Origin of the sequence: Falsihalocynthiibacter sp. CO-5D18 (assembly GCF_041205445.1) — a bacterium.
Lineage (GTDB): Bacteria > Pseudomonadota > Alphaproteobacteria > Rhodobacterales > Rhodobacteraceae > Falsihalocynthiibacter > Falsihalocynthiibacter arcticus.
Genome location: NZ_JBGFCF010000012.1, coordinates 45,664 through 62,640, shown reverse-complemented (window position 1 = coordinate 62,640; position 16,977 = coordinate 45,664). Strand labels below are relative to the sequence as shown.

The window sequence follows — 16,977 nt, the reverse complement described above, 5'->3', positions numbered from 1 at the left end:
AAGAATAGCTGCAAACCCCACAGTTACGCTCAAAGGGCGCTAATTATGGGGTTCACGGGGCTTCAGGCGCCCGTTTGACCGGCAATTTAAGTTGATAAAACCTTCTGAACTGGAAAGAAATTTTGGACTTATTGTGGCACAAATCAAGGGGATCAACTCTGTCGGCGGGAACCGGACTTTCGCTGCGATTAGAGAATTTTGATCGACAGAGCGCCAAAAGAGAACTTCGCCGCTCGACCATACAGAGCTAAGTTGAAACCGCCACGACGGATGGATTGCGGGCCTTTGCTGCAATTCCGACGAATACCGGCCAGAAGCGCCCTTCCGAACTCCCCAGTATGGTGAACAGGTAAGGACGGTCCCAACTGAAAGCAACCCGCTGGAAAGGCTGAAAAGTTCCAGAAAATCCACGCCCTTTCTATCCCATAGCACTGCTCCTAGTTTACCCACAAAGGGAGCTGATGCATGTTCAAAGCCCAAGACGCCTTTAGAAGAGCTCAAATTCTGATCGCCATTAACTTCGACGCGAGCAACTTTAGTTTTGGGACAAAGATCTTGAAGCTATCCCACCGGAAATCAATACCCTTACAAACTTGACTGAGCTTGATCTCAACGCCACCGAAATCACTTCCGCAGAGCCTCTTTTTTCCCTCTTAAGCTTGACCAAGCTGGATCTTCGCGGCTCGCGTATCAGCGACCTGCGACCTGCGACCTGCGACCTGCGCACGATCAAAGATTTGAGAGTACAGGGAAACAGCTTACTTGATAATGGCCTACTTTTCGCAAATTGCGCAGCAGCAAACCTCGACCACAAACTCTAAGCTTTTTCTGAAATTGTCGCTACGTGCGAGCGTACAAATAAAACCTCGACTACCTGATTTGCTCACTGAATGGCCGCCGTCAAGATTATTCCAGACGAACGACCAAACGCCCCGAGCTATTTAATGCCCGATGACGGCCCCATCGGCGCAAACGACAAACCTCTTGGCCCGAACGACCGAGAACCGAGAGCTCTGCAGGAAAAATGTCGCCAAAAAGTCCGCGCTCTCATGGCCTCGGTCCGCGACGGCGATAACGAACGAGCCTCCCTTGTCGAAACTGCCTCCAACTATCGCAATTTGTTCGACCAAAAATCGCCAGATATCCTCGTTAGTTCCCTTTGGTCCGCAGCAAACACCCTCAGACCACGGCATGAAGCGCATTGCAGCGCCATTAACCAAGGTCGACTAAATGACGAACTCCCGCCCCTCACAGCTGCTACTCTGAAAGACCTGCTTGAACCCCATGGAATATTCTCTTTAAGCCATCTAGGAGCCTCAGAGGTTGAGCGGAAAATGCGTGAATACCTAAATGGGCCACGCGACCCAGAAGCGCAAAAAGTAGATGATAGGATTGCCGATACACGAACAAGCGCGACAACAGTGCTAATAGCCGAAGCTGCAGTTCCGTTATCACTACTCGATCAGGACGCTGCAAAGGGTGAAGGACCCTCTGCACAGATCGCCGAGGTGTCCTTACAGAACCGTATCAAAATATCATTAGTGCGATTGCTCGGAAGGTCTGGGCGATTTAATCGTCGAAGGTTGTAGTCGCCGTTAATGCGGTGATCAGTGCCGACGTCATTAGTTGGATCGCTGACAACAAACTGTTGATCGTCAAGTTCTACGAAACCGTCACAACCCAATACCCCTATTGGTTCGACGCCATTATGCAAATAATCACAAAAACGCTCATGTAACTCGACAGGTCCAACTGAGCATACCGGTTCGCGAGCGCAAGAACTTGCATGCCTCAATGTCCGCTTGTGTGAAGCTGCAATGCGGCATCAGCACAGACTGCAAACGGCAGCTTTGGGCAGTTCGCGACCGTGATGGGAAAGGGAAATGTCCCGAATCCTGCACCATGCACATTTCGACTTAGGGCGGAATGCAGACACTCGCTCTTTCAAGCGCTAAAGTCTGCTTTGCAGACAAGGAAGTGACCCAAATAACATTTATTGGCCTGTTGCTTTTGATATACATATTCGATTGCCAACTAATTTTATCAGACCAAACCTTTTACATTGTCACTCGTTAATTCGACCACGAATACTTTATTTGGAGCTGGAACAAATTCAATGAAACACTCGTTCATCGATCAATTTTGAACACTCGATATTCGCTCATTTTCGACGTTTAGTTGGTTGGCTTCTGGCAATTTAAAACGAGATTTAGACTAGAAACGTTCGATTTTGACGACGGTGGAATTCCAGACCAGAGTGCAATCAACAAAAGCGGGGCCAATGCTCGGCCTAAAGACGTTTTATTTAGAAGCGGCAACGTTAGCGGGGTTTAAAAATTCGCTTAGGGTTCGCAAAAAAACAAATTCCTTCAAGGCATGCCACCCGCATTGCTTTGCCATGGGAAAACTTTTCGACAGAACCAACTGGCGTCCTTGAGCGCCGTCAGTCGCTTTTGGGAGAGCTCGTTTCTGGTGAGGGAGTTTTTATAGCAATTTCCCCAACCAATCGTTGAGGACGTTTCAGTATTTCCACACCCCGAAGCGATTGACCGCGGGGTGTGGAAACTGTTGTTGCCGTTTAGTCTTTGGTAACCATAGCTTCCTTCAGCTTGGTTTTGTCAGCTTCTGTTAGAACCGGAGGAGCCACCTTAAGGGTCACTTTTTCCAGCGTACCAGTGAACGCAAACGGGGTTTGGTAATCCTTATCGTCGACGCCGGTGCCAGTGTCGGCCCCGACATCCAGATTTTCATCCCACTGCAAAATCAATGGAATGGTTTTTTCCATTTTTTGCGTGGCGACAACCTTACCGTCGACCTTCAACTCACCAGTCCCAGATCGACCAATGCCACTCATGCTATTGTAAGCCAGAGTGCCCATACCAAGTCCGTCATATTTAAAGTCGAACTCTACGGTATGTTTGCCAGCGCTAAGGGCATCAGCGCCTTCCCAGCGAATCCGCTCAAGGTCCAGCAGGTTCCAAGTCACCACGGGTTTGCCTTTGAGAAGATAGAAGCCGTATCCGCCGAAACGACCACCCTGTGTCAGGATCATGCCATCGCCGCCACCTTCGGGTACATCCACTTCTGCCGTGATCGTGTAGGACGTATTCAGAACCGAAGGAGCATCGCCGTTCGGTGTGCCTGTAAAGGTCCCTTTCCAGACGAATTCATCGCGTCCAGCCGTCAAACTTGGCCGTGGTGTGACCAAGCGGGTCGCCACGGACGCATCCAAGGGAAGGACTTGATATTTCTCGGCCTCTTTCCAGAAAAGCGCCTGCATCTCTTTGAGCTTTTCTGGGTTTTCGGCAGCCACATCGTGCGCCTGCGTCCAGTCTTTATTCAGGTCATAGAGTTCCCACGGTGTGCCTGCGGGGTCTTGGTTCACAGGACCGGTGATTTCCCACGGTGGACGCACAACTTTCGTGCTGCCAATCCAGCCGTCATGATAAATGGCGTGATCGCCCATCATTTCGAAATACTGGGTGTGGTGTGTTGAAGGCGCGTCGGCATTGGCGGCATCAAACAGATACGCCATGCTAACTCCCTCGATTGGGCTTTGAGGTACGCCATTGACCACGGCAGGTGGGGTAATGCCCGTCGCCTCAAGGATTGTCGGAACAATGTCGATAACGTGGTGGAACTGGTGGCGAATACCGCCCTTGTCTTTGATCACATCAGGCCATGCAATGGCCATCCCTTGACGAATGCCACCAAAGTGTGAAGCCACCTGTTTGGTCCATGAGAACGGCGTGTCAAAGGCCCAAGACCATGCAACTGTCATGTGGGGGTTGGTTTCGTTGCTGCCCCATTCGTCGTAGAATTCAGACAGCTGATCTTTGATTGGAACATTCACGCCATTGAACGCCGCGACCTCGTTCGGGGTGCCGATCAAAGCGCCTTCGGCGCTGCCGCCGTTGTCGCCGCTGATGTACATGATAATCGTGTTATCAAGTTTGCCCATATCATCGACGGCTTGAATGACGCGGCCGATTTCGTGGTCGGTATAGGCAACATAAGCCGCAAACACGTCAACTTGACGAATGAACATCTTCTTTTCGTCGTCCGTGAGAGTATCCCAAGGTTTCAGCAAATCTTTTGGCCAAGGAGTTAACTCCGCGTGTTGGGGAATAACGCCCAGCTTTTTCTGATTGGCAAAGATGGTCGCGCGCAGTTCATTCCACCCTTTGTCAAACAGGTGCATATCGCTGATCTTGTCGATCCATTCTTTGGTTGGGTGATGTGGCGCATGCACGCCGCCCGGAACATAATACACAAAGAAAGGCTGCTCAGGTGCCAGCGTATTAATCCGGTTCATATAATCGATGGCTTCATCCGCCATGGCCGTGATCAAGTTGTAGTCCGGGTCGCCTACATAAGGATAAATCGGAGTTGTGTTGCGCATCAACGGCCCTGGTGTCCACTGGCTGGTGTCGCCGCCCATAAACCCATAGAAATACTCAAAACCCATGCCGATAGGCCACTGATCAAAGAGGCCATTCTAACTGACTTGGAAGGCGGGTGTATTGTGGTTTTTGCCGAACCACGATGTGCGGTATCCGTTGTCTTTTAGGATGGTGCCGACGGTCGCTTTGTCATCGGCAATGATGCTGTTGTAACCAGGGTATCCGGTGGCTTGTTCGGCGATGACGCCAAATCCGGCGGAGTGGTGATTGCGCCCCGTGATAAGCGCCGCCCGCGTCGGCGAGCACAGAGCCGTCGAATTGAAGTTTGTGAAACTGACGCCCATCGCGGCGACCCGATCCAGAGCAGGAGTCGGGATCACACCCCCGAACGTCGACGGAGTGCCATAGCCCGTATCGTCGGTCATAATCAAAAGGACGTTTGGCGACCCTTTGGCCGGAGCAATTTGCGGTGCCCAGTAAGGCTCTGATGCCGTCGCATTGCGCTCGATCTTGCCTTTGAATTCTGGAGGTGGCACCGGAATCTGTAAACCATTAATGGTCGTCGTTGCCGACGGCGTTCCCGGAGTACCTGTGATTGTTTGCGCGGATGCTGTGACCGAAAAATGTGACGCCGCCGCAATTGCAACGGCCAATGTAAACTTGAACTTTGCTGAATTCAGGTTCATTGCTACCCCCCCTTATTAATCAAAAAGTTTAAAAAAATACTTCGCTATTCGATTCTAATTGTAGCCCCATTTGCAATTTTGGGAACTACTTTTTGAAGGAAGCGGGAAAGCAACAACGAACGAGTCGCCCTCTTTGTCAATCTCCTCGCAGAGGATAGACAAAGAGAGGTATCATGCATTCATTTCCTCGAATTTTCTCCAGACTGAACACGTTATTACAGTCAATACAGAGATAGATCGTGCGGGCGGCTATCGCAACGTCAGCGCACCAGAATTTTGGTGCTAGTGCCGCTTTGAGTTGGAAGCTGCCTTTAGTCGCTACCTATATGAAGGGCAGTTATCGGCCGTTCGTGTCATTAAACACTAAGGGCGGAAAGGATCCGTTCGCTACGGAATGCACCAGGGTCTGCTATGCAGACGAAATGAATATTAGTGGCCACAGAGCGAGTAGCGGCATGCGATTTTGATCCATGGATCATTTCTGCCGGAGACCATTCTTTGTCTAAACTTCGTGAGAACGGCTGCTTTGCCACCTGTGTATCTTCAGCCCGAAATTTTTATGGCGCTGGACAATACGTAATGAAAAATTCTCTCACTCTGCCATAATTCTAGACTAAGGATGACGTAGAAACTCGTCTTTACGAAGAGTTGATTCGTCTGCTGCATGGGGCAGTTTTCCACAAAATGAATGGGTTGCGAGATGCGATTTGGTAGGCTTTTGGTGGGGTTGATAGTGATCCTGTTTGCCCTCTGGGTTATTGTTGGTGAACAAATCACGGGCGTCAGTTCAGACGCGGTCGTGAACGCACGATTGTCGACGGTACGCGCGCCGATTGCGGGAACGCTGGATATGCCGATGCGTCCTTTCGGGACGGTTATTCAAGAAGGTGAGGCATTGGCGACGCTGAACGATCCGCTGGTCGATAGTGTTCGGCGTGACGACCTGCGCATGGAGCTTGCCTTTGCTGCGGCGGAAGTTGAGCGCCTCGTGGCTTTCGGTGCAGATCAGGTCGAAGCCAACACCAGCGACAGCTCCGCCGATCCGGAGGTTTTGGCAAACCGCAGCCCGCGGACAGATACGCGCATTGGGCAGTCGGACCTCAACGTCTATTTAAGCGAGGCCCGCAGCCGACTTGCTGCCATTGACGCGCGCCTTTTTGAGGAAAATACGCGGATTACCCGTCTTTCGAATGCCAACCTTACCGCCCCGACCGACGGTCTTTTGTGGGAAGTTCTCGCCGATGACAATGAGGTCGTGCAGCGCGGGCAGGATATCTTGAAACTGATGGTCTGCGATTCAGCCTTGGTCACTCTTTCGGTGCCCGACAACGTCTATAACCACCTGCGCGTCGGCCAACCCGCCAAGTTCCGGCTGGAAGGTGTCGAAACGCTGTATGACGGGACGATCACGCGCATCGCCGGCGCAGGTGCTGAAACGATCTACCGTAACTTGGCGGTCGCACCGTCGATCAAACACCTTGAACGCTATGACATTGCCTTGCTGGTGCCGGAGTTGCGCAAGAATACGGAATTGCGCTGCACGGTCGGCCAAACAGGTCGAGTGTTCTTTGAGACGCGCCCCTTGGACTGGGTTCGGGACTTGCTGAAGTAAATGCACGAGTTCCTATATCTGAGTGACATCGAAAGCAGCCTCATCCGTGTCATGCTGGTGTTGGGGATCGCCATTATTTTGCCGCTGTGGTTTGACGAAAAGAACCACTGGCATCGCAGCACGATGTTCGCGGTTGCTGGAGTGTTGGCGCTTCGGTATCTGTGGTGGCGCGCGACCGAAACTATCGCTCCGGCGGGATTAACTTGGGACTGTTTGGCCAGTTGGTCGCTGCTGGGGCTTGAGGCCCTGTCGATTATCAGCTCGCTTAGCTCATTCGTGATTATGTCACGCATCCGCCATCGCGGGGACGAAGCGACAGCGCAGATTAACTGGTGGGACGCCGCGTCCCCCCCACGTGTCGCCATTTTGATTGCCTCCTACAACGAAGAGCTTGAAATCCTTGAACGCACGATTATCGGGGCCAAAGCACTGAATCATCCCAACAAAGCGGTGCTGGTTCTCGACGATGGCCGCCGCGACTGGTTGCGCGATTATTGCGGCACGCAGGGTGTCCGATATGTTACGCGCGACGACAATGTCGGGTCCAAAGCAGGCAATATGAACAATGCGCTACGGGTGTTGGCGCAGGACGCGGTGCCTCCCGATTACATTGCCGTGCTCGACGCCGATTTTGTGCCGCACCGCGGTTTTCTCAGCCGCTCACTTGCACTGTTCCATGACCCGAAAATTGGACTGGTGCAAACCCCACAGCACTTTTTTAACGCCGATCCGATCCAGCATAATCTTGGGCTAAGCCGGTCTTACCCCGACGAACAGCGGTTCTTTTTTGATCATTTACAGCCCGCACGCGATGCTTGGGGCATTGCGTTTTGTTGTGGCACATCGTCTGTCATGCGCTGGCAGGCGGTACAGGATGTTGGTGGCTTTCCCACCGAAAGCATCACCGAAGATTTCATGATGACGCTGGTCTTGCGCGATGGCGGCTGGGACACCGCCTATCTGGACGAACCGCTGACGGAGGGGCTCGCCCCCGAGGGCCTCAAGGAATACGTCAAGCAACGGTCCCGCTGGTGTCTGGGCATGATGCAAATCGCGCGTAGCCGCGTCGGGCCGTTTGCCCGCAACAACCTGCGTTTGCGCGATAGGTGGAGCGTGATCGACGCCGTCCTCTACTGGCTCAGTACGTTCCCGTTCCGACTGGCGGCGCTGACCTATCCGCTGCTGTATTGGTATTTCAACATCACAGTCGTGAATGCCGAAGTTGCCGATGTGATCGGTTATTTCGGGGTTTATTACATGTGGGTTCTGTTGGCGATGAATGTGGTCGCGCGGGGCATGGTCATCCCTATTCTCAACGACGTCAGCCAGATCCTCGGGGCCATCCCCATCGCCCGCTCGGCCATCGTCGGCCTGATCCAACCCAATGGCCACCCCTTTAAAGTGACGGCGAAAGGCGGCGATCGCAGCCGTATCATCATTCAGTGGGATCTGCTGAGGCCTTATTTGATCCTGCTGCTGCTGACCATCGGGGGCCTGCTGATCGGCATATTCTTCGACGGGTTTTCATTCAATGACGCGGGACAGGGAAAATCTGTGGTGTTGTTCTGGACGCTCTACAATGTCCTCGTCTTGTCGATGACGTTGATAGCATTTGTCGAATTGCCGCGTGAGGAAAAGCATATCGCCGACGCTCCGGAGAAAACCTCTCTGATTGTGGCTGGAACGCCCTAACCCGTTCTCATCAAGTCGCTGACGCAAGACACGTTGCGCTATGAAGGGCTGGGGCACCCTCTGGGCACAGTCGGCACAATCAATCTTAAGGGCGTGGGCGACGTGCGCGTGACCGTAATCGCCAAGACCAACCACGGCGCAAGGTTGCGTCTGCAAACGAAACCTGCCCAAAAAGAAGCACTGCTGTTGCGGTTCTACGTCGACGGAGGGTCCCCCGGCGTGGCGCGCGCTAGAATAGTCGCACTGGTAAAAGACCTCGCCCGCAGACTATCGTTCAATCCCTGAAGGTCGTTAGGTAGGCATCAACGTTCTCAAATAGTTCAGGAGGTGGCGGTTAGCATTTGTTGGTGAAGCATGCAGCATCAATTAATTTGACCCCACGGTTGCCAATGGATGCAAACGCAGCGAAGGTCGGCTTAGAGCTCAAACTGCAAGGGTTCCGCAACGCAGCAGGGGCAAAAACCTTCAACAACTATTCGGATTCTGAATAGTGTTTAGTGACGTCAATCGGGTTTGTTGGCGATAGTGCGTGAAAGGAGCGTTTGTGGACCACGTGCAGCCTCTACGCTACTTTGCCGTTTAACCTATTCGCGCGTTGCCAGCGTCAATTTGATTGATCTGAGCTAGTCGTCCACGCGACTGAGCTTCAAGTTTAATTTTCATCGGGGATGATGCTTTGGATTTATTAATATCATCCCGCAGCTTGGAAAGATGGCCAAGTCGATTAAGAATTACTTATGTCCCAAACAGCACTTTCGTGGACTGTATCGCTCGACCTTGTAAGGTCACCAGCATCAACGCTTTGCTTGCAACCGTCGGCAGCTACCCGTTCATCGATCTCGATCTCGGTCTACATGTCGATATAAGCAAAGAATGCTAAAATAGGGCTACATGGGCTTCCCTGTGGCAACACGTCATTTTCAGTCGCAATCTTTGCCTAGATCAATGCAACAACTGGCGCGCACTGCATCTGCGAACGAAAAAACCACAGCACCTTATTAAAGGTGCAGCTTGGAAAAAATCTTCGATGTCGAGCAACCGAAAAGATCGGACGCATATATCCCCCAAAGTTCCGTCTTTTTTAGGTTTCTGAAAGGCGAAGTAACCGCCCTCTAGCTTTGTCAGTTTCTTCAGCTTTGCTAGCGATACGTGCAATAAATCTGCCCGTTTTGCCTTCGTGCGCAATCGAAAGAAAGGGTTGAATTTCTGGTCATACTTAGGTTTTGGCATGATCAGTTTTCGCCAAAAAAAATTGAATGAACTGTAAGATATTTCCTGCGATTGCAGTCCGTGTCTTTGCGGCCTTCCCCGGATTTTCTAAGTTCTCTGCAAAGAACAATATCTAGGAAGATGGTATCCCAAACCTCTCCGAGTACGTCTGGATCACATCCATGGATGGACCCATTTTCCAGTTCGGACACGTACGATTTGGAAAGGCCAAGTTCATTTGCCTGTAAGACGCAGAGCAAAACTGGGCCACCAAAGCGGCTGCAAGGCGCAGTTGTAGCGGAGTAAAATTCGCCAGTTTATGTCCTTCGTTTATTCGGAAAGCGGGGGATGTACTCTGCGTATACTTATAGTCGTGTAAGCCGTGCTTGTTTGAAGGACGGTATGTCTGCTCGAGAAGCCGCGCGTTATTTCAACAAGGACCGTAAGACGATAGCGAAGATGCTGCGCATAGACAAAGCCCAAATCAAAAAACAGCGCAACACAGCCAAGCGCATCTTTGAGCGCCTGCGGGATGAGCCTGCCGCATTCTAACGCAGTGTTTGTGAAGGGATACCCTGCGGAGACAACCGATCCGTTCTGTGATGGCCATGTGTCTGCCTTTGCGTTCTTTGATGGCATCCCGCAGTCCATTCTTTATGACAATACCAAGATCGCTGTTGCGCGTATCCTTGGAGTCCGACCCCGTGTGCGGACACAGAGTTTTACCGAGTTGCAATCGCATTGCCTGTTTGATGACAAGTTCGGCAGGCCTGCGCGGGGGAACGAGCGAGGAATTGTCCGCCATTGGTCCGAGAGACATGGACGAGCGGCAATGTCGAAGGCATGGTCGGATATACCCGCCGCAACTTCATGGCGCGGCCACAGCCAAACTATTGGCCAGCGTTTGGTATCCGATATTGATGCCCTGATGGGATTGCCTGTCGCAGAGTATGAGGCCTGCGACCATGTCAGCACGCGGGCCACATCAATCTCAATGGTGCGCTACCGTAGCAATGATTACTCTGTGCCGGTGGCCTATGCCCATCACGACGTCCACGTGCGCGGCTTTGTGCATGAGGCCATTATTGGCTGCGATTTTGAGGTGATTGCGCGGCATCAGCGGTCCTATGCCAAAGCGGATATGATCTTTGATCCGCTGCACTTCATGCCCTTGATTGAGCAAAAGGTTGGGGCCTTGGATCAGGCTACCCCTTTGCAGGGTTAGAATTTTCCGGATGTGTTTGCCACCCTGCACCGATTACTTGAAGCCAGAATGGTCAAGCCCGGAAAGCGGGATCGAGCCATTGTCCGCCATTGGTCCGAGGACAATGGCGAGGGTGCAAGTTCTACGCCCGCTGGAAACCTTCGAGATGGGCGTTGTGCAAGGTGCAATTCAACAGGCGGTTGATCTGGGGGCGATTGATTTCTGTGCAGGACGGTTTGCGGTTGAATTATTTTGGTGCTGATAGTTTTTTCCAGCAATCCATTCTCGGTTTGGTCACAACTCTTACAAATAACTTTGATCGGTGCCGTGTTGCTATTGTTGTTGAGGTGGGAAAACCGATCAAGGTTTATGCAAGTGGTGACGATGTTACAAACGCCACGGAGCATTTCTGTTTCCCTACTTTACCGCCTCACAGCCTGACGATTGATACCGATATCGAAGGGTGGACAACGCACCGCGTGGCGCTCCATGCTGGCGCGCTGGAAGGCGAAAAGCTTTACGAGGCTTTGCGGATGGGGGATGCCAGCGCGGTGCATATTTTAGGCGATAGTTTTGTGGTGCAAGAGTTTCCCGATGTTCTGCATGATTTGCTCGCTGAAAACGGCCTTGGTGACGTTATGACGTCTTTCGACGGGATCGGCGGCCTTGCCTTTTACGAAACCGATGGGCGCGGCGAATTGGTGATTAAAACATCGATTATGAGTGTCTTGGAAAAACTCAAATATAACGGCGCGCCAAAGCAAAATATTTTGCTCGAAAGCAACCCGTTGAAACGGGTCGGCGATAGCCGGAACGTTGAATGGTCGGACGCAATGGGCTGGGTGCGCGATGTCATTGGAACCCGTTTTGTCTATACGCTTGAGGCAATGTTTTGCGGCAATGACGGCAGCGCGGGCGATCTTGCGCAAATCGCGACTGGCCTTTGGCCGAGCAGCTTGACCGGCGACGGGACGCACCCGACCGAAGCCGGGCGCGAGATCTATGCCAAAGCGGCTTACGGGGCCTTGGTTGATTTCGGCTGGCTCGAAGGAACCATCACTGTGCCAACCGTTGTGCAAACCCTTGCGACGGCAGGGACGACAATCACATGGGCCGCGCCAGCCAATGACGGGGGCAGCCCAATCCTTGGCTATAAAATCGAGCGCAACACGGGGAGCTGGGTTGCGCAAACACCGCAAGGCTCGGCTGCTGGATATACAAAGCAATATATCCGCTCTTGGGTCGCTCCGGCCTCTGGCACTTATCGCGTGTCGGCGATTACTCGCAAGGGCACCGGATCGCCCACAACAATCGTGGTTTAATCTGCGGGGCGCAGGGCATCCCCCTGCGCTCAAAGAGGCCAACAGATGCCCAACTGTAGATCGATCCGCAGCCACCTGTTTAACGCCCGTTTAAACTTTGCGGGTCGACGGGCCACTTAAACGGTTCTATTAATCAGAAAAACGTTTTGCTGCAGATATCTCTGTCAATCACTGCAAGAATCCCTGTCGAGCTACATCGAGCTACAACAAATTGGGCTGTCGCAGGTACACCGCACCATGTTTTCTCGGCAAAATCACAAGAAATTACCTACGCGCAACATGCTGATTTAATTCAGTAAATCAAGTTAATGTAAAAAAGATTTACATTAGGTCTTGCGTTTTTCGCAAAACTCCCCATTTCTATTGATGTGAAACACATTAACATCGACCCCAACAAATGGAGACAGATATGACATCCGCCACCGCATGGCCCTCACAAGCAGAAACATGGCTTGACGAAAAAGGCAAAGGCGCCTGGATTGCCGCTATGGTTCTTGGATTTATCTTTTTTTGGCCCGTCGGCCTCGCCCTACTTGCCTATATGATCTGGAGTAAACGTATGTTCAAATCAAAATCACGTGGCGGTTGCCGCGCACATTCACACCGTCATTCGCATGGCTTCAGCAGCACAGGCAACTCAGCCTTTGACGCTTACAAAGCCGATACGCTGTCGCGCCTCGAAGAAGAGCAAGTCAATTTTGAATCCTTCCTAGAGCGTCTTCGTGAAGCGAAAGACAAATCCGAATTCGACACGTTTATGGATGAACGCGCCAAAAAGGCACAGTCGCCTAAAAACACCGACAAAGATGCCCCCATCGAGTTGTAATTAACGCCGCATCCCTGTCTCCTCGCGGACTTGCCACCTCCCAAATACTGGCAAGTCCGCAACTTAACGTCTTAACAATAGGTAGTTCTCAAATGGCAAGTGATTTTGATCCCCGCGATTATGGTTTTGAACCGGGTGCAGATACGTCCAACCGCCGCCAAAACCGCGAACAGGCGACGGGTCTCCCTGATCCTGAGCTCCATGCCGGATTTTACGCGGATGTCGCTAAAAAACGTTTTGGCGCGTGGATTATTGATACCATTGCCATCGGTCTTCTGACGGGGCTTGTGCTTATTTTTACAGCCTTTTTGACAGTATTTATTGCGCCCTTTATTTTCCTCGCCATCGGTTTCCTTTATCGCTCTGTTTCCATTGCCAACCATTCCGCGACCCCTGGAATGCGGATGATGGGCATTGAATTGCGTAACAGCGATGGCAACCAGTTGGACGGCTCAATGGCGGTTTTGCACACTTTGGGCTATTCGCTATCCTTTACAATCTTCCTCGTTCAGCTTCTGTCGGTTGGTATTATGTTGACCAGCAACCGCGGAAAAGGCCTTACGGATATGGTTCTAGGGACCGCGATGATTAACTCGATGTCGCGATATTAACCCTTTGTTCAGCATGGGCTTGGCGCAGACGGTTTGGCTTGCTATCCTTATAGGTAGGAAAACGAGCGAGAGTATATGCGTCATAGCCTTCCAGTAGCCCCACAATTTTATGTGACGGCCCCCCAGCCCTGCCCTTATCTTGAGGGGCGCCGCGAGCGTAAGTTATTTACTTCGCTTCAGGGGGAGTTCGCACAGGAACTCAATGACAGCCTTTCCAAACAAGGATTTCGGCGCAGTCAAAATGTTTTGTACCGCCCATCCTGTGCGGATTGTTCGGCCTGTATGTCGGCGCGCATCCGTGTGGCAGATTTCAAACCCAACAAGAGCCAGAAGCGCGTCACACGCAAAAATGCTTATTTGAAACGCCAGGCGCGCTCCCCTTGGGCCACCGAAGAACAGTTCAACCTGTTTCAACACTATCTTGAAACGCGCCATTCCGATGGCGGCATGGCGGAAATGGACGTCTTTGAATTCGCGGCCATGATTGAGGAAACCCCCATTCGCAGCCGCGTTGTGGAATATGTAACGCCCGAAGACACCCCCGATGTGGACACCGGCCTAACAGCCGTGTGTTTGACCGATGTTTTTGATGACGGCGTGTCGATGGTCTATTCCTTTTACAACCCAGATTTGGCGCGCAACAGTTTGGGAACGCACATTATTTTAGACCATATTGAGATCGCCCGCGAGGCTGGCCTGCCCTATGTCTATTTGGGGTATTGGGTCCCTAACAGCCCGAAAATGGGTTATAAGGGGCGTTTTTCAGCCTTGGAAGTTTACAAAAACGGTGCGTGGGTCAAAGTCGTTGACCCCGAAGATTTCAGCCAAGATGACGGCCCAGAATTTGGCGATCAATTGGCCGACCAAGTGGCCCAGATCACCCTACCAAACAGCCGCAACGCCGCGGCACGCCACCCAAATACAGAGTGACGTCTAGCCTAGGTTCCTTACGGTATCTATGAATTTAAACGAAAAAGGGCGTCTCAATCGAGACGCCCTTTCCTGTTTTAGTGTCCGTTGAACCTGATCATTTTCCGATAAGGTTTGGAACGATCGTCACAATCGACGGTATGAAGTAGAGAACCGCAAGCGCCCCGACTTGGATCAAGACAAACGGTACAACCCCGCGATAGATGTGTCGCGTCGTGACTTCCTTGGGGGCGACCCCTCGCAAGTAGAACAGTGCGAAACCGAAGGGCGGGGTTAGGAAGCTTGTTTGCAGGTTCACCGCGATCATGATCGTTACCCATTTTGGGTCCATCGTGCCGCCGTAAATGACCGGTCCAACAATCGGGATCACGATATAAATGATCTCGAGGAAGTCGAGCACGAAGCCAAGAATGAACAACACCACCATCACCAGCAAGAACACTTTGAACTCGTCATCAAAGCTGCGCAGGAATTGTTGGATATAGTGCTCACCACCAAAGGAGATCACCACAAGGTTGAGCATTTGGCTGCCGATAAGGATGGTAAACACCATGCTCGTGACCTTGGCCGTTTCGCGCACAATCGGGGTAAGCACCCTGTTGCGGAACAAAACATAACAGGCGAACAGGATGCCAAACATGGCCATCAAGTAAGCTGCAAGCGCCACAAAGTAGGCAACCCAATCTTCAAACGGAACGCTGGAACGTGTAATCCGAAGATCGAAGTTCACCCCAACGAGGATCATCACAACTACGGCGAAGGCCGAAACCAAGATGATTTTACCCGAACCGCCCTGCTCTTGGAGGCGACGATAGGCCGCCAGCAACAAAGCACCACCCGCGCCAAGCGCCGCAGCCGGTGTTGGGTTGGTGATCCCGCCAAGGATCGATCCCAAAACCGCAATGATCAGAACCAAAGGTGGGAACACCACCCGCAGAAGTTCATTGCGCGCCAACAAGCCAGAGGCATAGCGAACACCGTAGGCCAGCATCAACCCGGGAACGGCCAACAGGATTGTTGCCCCCCCGGGGGATGTTGTCGGCGCGATCAAAAATGCGTCGATAATGAAGGCGAGAAGCACCCCTGCGCCGCCAATAACCAAGGGACGTGTATTGGCATATGGTGCCACACCGCGCGCCGTAGTGAGCGCAAGCCCCATCAACACAAAGAAGATTGCAATGCCTGTGCCAATTGGTGCGATGCTAGAGATTTTCGCAACGGTTGCTGCTTCATACTCTTCTGGTGTCAGCTCGCGGCTTTTAACAGCCCCGCCGGACTCTTTAATCGCCTCTTGTTGATCAATCGCAAGATCCCAAGCTTCTTGGCCGTGCAAGTTAATCATCGCCGCCTGACAGCTGTCCCCGACATTTGTGCGCAAGCTAGCTGCTTTGGACGCATCGGAATAGCTGTCGACGTTGGTATTTTGGCTTCCCACGATATTCGCTTGGCTCAAAAGGATCAAACCACCGATGGCAATCACAGGCATCGCTACGAACCATGTGAGGCTGTTGCGACCACTGCCTTCCGTATTGGCAACGCCCTCAAAGACAACCGCAGGTGCTTTTAACGGGTTAAACAGCGCATAGATAAACGCATAGCCACCATAAAGAACCGCCAGCATGACCCCCGGAAGGATCGCCGCTTGGAACAGGGTCCCAACCGAAACCACGGCCGCTTCGCCAAGATAAGTCAGCGCATCCGTACAGCCAGCTTCCATTGCGCGGGCTTCTTGAGCGGCGGAATAGAGATCCCCCGCCAACGTGCCCAAAAGTACGATAACAATGGACGGCGGGATGATTTGCCCCAACGTCCCAGAGGCTGCGATCACCCCCGTTGCAAGCTCCGGCGAGTAGCCGTGGCGCAACATGGTGGGAAGTGACAGGAGGCCCATGGTGACAACTGTTGCCCCCACGATCCCCGTTGACGCGGCAAGAAACGCGCCCACAACCACAACCGAAACCGCCAAACCGCCAGGCAAAGGGCCAAAGACCCGCGCCATAGTTGTCAGAAGATCGTTCGCGATTTTGGAGCGTTCAAGTGTGATCCCCATCAGGACGAACATCAAAACCGCGAGCAGGGTTTCAATGGATTGCCCCGCGAACACCCGTTCGTTCATACGGTTTACGATGAACGACAAGTTGCGGTTCATCGCGATTTCCCAGCCACCGCCCACAGAGGGGTCTAATTGGCTTGGGAACAGCGGAACCTCAATAACGGGCAAATCCGGATATCGGAACAAAGAGATCACGTCTTGGTGTAACCCTGAGTCGATCAAGGCCCGATAGGCGACCGAACTGGTGTCCACCGAGGCGTGCATCAAGATGCCTGCGCTGTCTAATGCTGCGATAATCCCGAAGGATATCACCCCCGCCCCACCGATGGCAAACGCCACCGGAAAGCCCGAGAGAATGCCCGCAAAGAGGCTGAGGAAGACGATGATTAGGCCGACTTCGACGCCATCGAGTCCAAATAACATAGGTAG

The 16,977-nt window shown here is 52.4% G+C and carries 11 protein-coding genes and 1 pseudogene; 10 read left to right on the top strand and 2 right to left on the bottom strand.

The window, feature by feature from the left end:
* The first annotated feature begins 890 nt into the window (after positions 1 to 890).
* The gene (locus AB9F27_RS15550) at positions 891 to 1,589 is read left to right on the top strand and encodes a hypothetical protein (protein ID WP_335584849.1); all 699 of its coding nucleotides are present in this window, start codon (positions 891 to 893) and stop codon (positions 1,587 to 1,589) included.
* Between the two features lie 989 nt (positions 1,590 to 2,578).
* On the opposite strand, the pseudogene AB9F27_RS15545 reads toward AB9F27_RS15550, so the two are convergent.
* Positions 2,579 to 5,089, bottom strand: a pseudogene (locus tag AB9F27_RS15545) (arylsulfatase).
* Positions 5,090 to 5,822: 733 nt separating this feature from the next.
* On the opposite strand from AB9F27_RS15545, the gene AB9F27_RS15540 reads away from it, so the two are divergent.
* The 9 genes from AB9F27_RS15540 to AB9F27_RS15500 all read left to right on the top strand — a co-directional run bounded on the left by AB9F27_RS15540 (position 5,823) and on the right by AB9F27_RS15500 (position 14,495).
* Positions 5,823 to 6,701 (top strand): HlyD family efflux transporter periplasmic adaptor subunit, encoded by an 879-nt coding sequence (locus AB9F27_RS15540; RefSeq protein WP_369757923.1) that lies wholly within the window; start codon positions 5,823 to 5,825, stop codon positions 6,699 to 6,701.
* Positions 6,702 to 8,393 (top strand): glycosyltransferase, encoded by a 1,692-nt coding sequence (locus AB9F27_RS15535; RefSeq protein WP_369757922.1) that lies wholly within the window; start codon positions 6,702 to 6,704, stop codon positions 8,391 to 8,393.
* A gap of 33 nt (positions 8,394 to 8,426) precedes the next feature.
* Positions 8,427 to 8,678, top strand: coding sequence for a hypothetical protein (locus tag AB9F27_RS15530; protein WP_369757921.1), 252 nt, complete (start codon positions 8,427 to 8,429; stop codon positions 8,676 to 8,678).
* Between the two features lie 1,326 nt (positions 8,679 to 10,004).
* Positions 10,005 to 10,154 (top strand): hypothetical protein, encoded by a 150-nt coding sequence (locus AB9F27_RS15525; RefSeq protein WP_369757920.1) that lies wholly within the window; start codon positions 10,005 to 10,007, stop codon positions 10,152 to 10,154.
* On the top strand, positions 10,135 to 10,827 hold the full coding sequence (locus AB9F27_RS15520; protein ID WP_369757919.1) for a Mu transposase domain-containing protein: 693 nt from the start codon (positions 10,135 to 10,137) through the stop codon (positions 10,825 to 10,827). The genes AB9F27_RS15525 and AB9F27_RS15520 overlap by 20 nt, the downstream gene beginning before the upstream one ends.
* A 221-nt stretch (positions 10,828 to 11,048) precedes the next feature.
* A complete protein-coding gene (locus tag AB9F27_RS15515) occupies positions 11,049 to 12,128 on the top strand; it encodes a fibronectin type III domain-containing protein (RefSeq protein ID WP_335586529.1) in 1,080 nt (359 codons plus the stop codon).
* 409 nt (positions 12,129 to 12,537) lie between these two features.
* Positions 12,538 to 12,954, top strand: a complete 417-nt coding sequence (locus AB9F27_RS15510; protein ID WP_039004335.1) for a DUF2852 domain-containing protein — start codon at positions 12,538 to 12,540, stop codon at positions 12,952 to 12,954.
* 92 nt (positions 12,955 to 13,046) lie between these two features.
* Positions 13,047 to 13,565 carry an RDD family protein gene (locus AB9F27_RS15505; protein WP_082802324.1) on the top strand — a complete coding sequence of 173 codons (519 nt, stop codon included), beginning with the start codon at positions 13,047 to 13,049 and terminating at the stop codon, positions 13,563 to 13,565.
* A 75-nt stretch (positions 13,566 to 13,640) separates the two neighbouring features.
* Complete coding sequence (locus AB9F27_RS15500) at positions 13,641 to 14,495, top strand: arginyltransferase (protein ID WP_335586528.1); 855 nt, start codon at positions 13,641 to 13,643, stop codon at positions 14,493 to 14,495.
* Positions 14,496 to 14,592: 97 nt separating this feature from the next.
* Here AB9F27_RS15500 and AB9F27_RS15495 read toward each other — a convergent pair whose 3' ends face one another.
* Entirely contained in the window at positions 14,593 to 16,971 is a 2,379-nt protein-coding gene (locus AB9F27_RS15495) for a TRAP transporter large permease subunit (RefSeq protein WP_335586527.1), read from the bottom strand.
* Between the last annotated feature and the right edge of the window lie 6 nt (positions 16,972 to 16,977).

Excerpts from the sequence above, each read along its gene's own strand:
- AB9F27_RS15510 (WP_039004335.1), top strand. The coding sequence starts at position 12,538 with ATGACATCCGCCACCGCATGGCCCTCACAAGCAGAAACATGGCTTGAC.
- AB9F27_RS15505 (WP_082802324.1), top strand. The coding sequence starts at position 13,047 with ATGGCAAGTGATTTTGATCCCCGCGATTATGGTTTTGAACCGGGTGCA.
- AB9F27_RS15500 (WP_335586528.1), top strand. The coding sequence starts at position 13,641 with ATGCGTCATAGCCTTCCAGTAGCCCCACAATTTTATGTGACGGCCCCC.
- AB9F27_RS15535 (WP_369757922.1), top strand. The coding sequence starts at position 6,702 with ATGCACGAGTTCCTATATCTGAGTGACATCGAAAGCAGCCTCATCCGT.
- AB9F27_RS15495 (WP_335586527.1), bottom strand. The coding sequence starts at position 16,971 with ATGTTATTTGGACTCGATGGCGTCGAAGTCGGCCTAATCATCGTCTTC.
- AB9F27_RS15520 (WP_369757919.1), top strand. The coding sequence starts at position 10,135 with ATGAGCCTGCCGCATTCTAACGCAGTGTTTGTGAAGGGATACCCTGCG.
- AB9F27_RS15525 (WP_369757920.1), top strand. The coding sequence starts at position 10,005 with ATGTCTGCTCGAGAAGCCGCGCGTTATTTCAACAAGGACCGTAAGACG.
- AB9F27_RS15550 (WP_335584849.1), top strand. The coding sequence starts at position 891 with ATGGCCGCCGTCAAGATTATTCCAGACGAACGACCAAACGCCCCGAGC.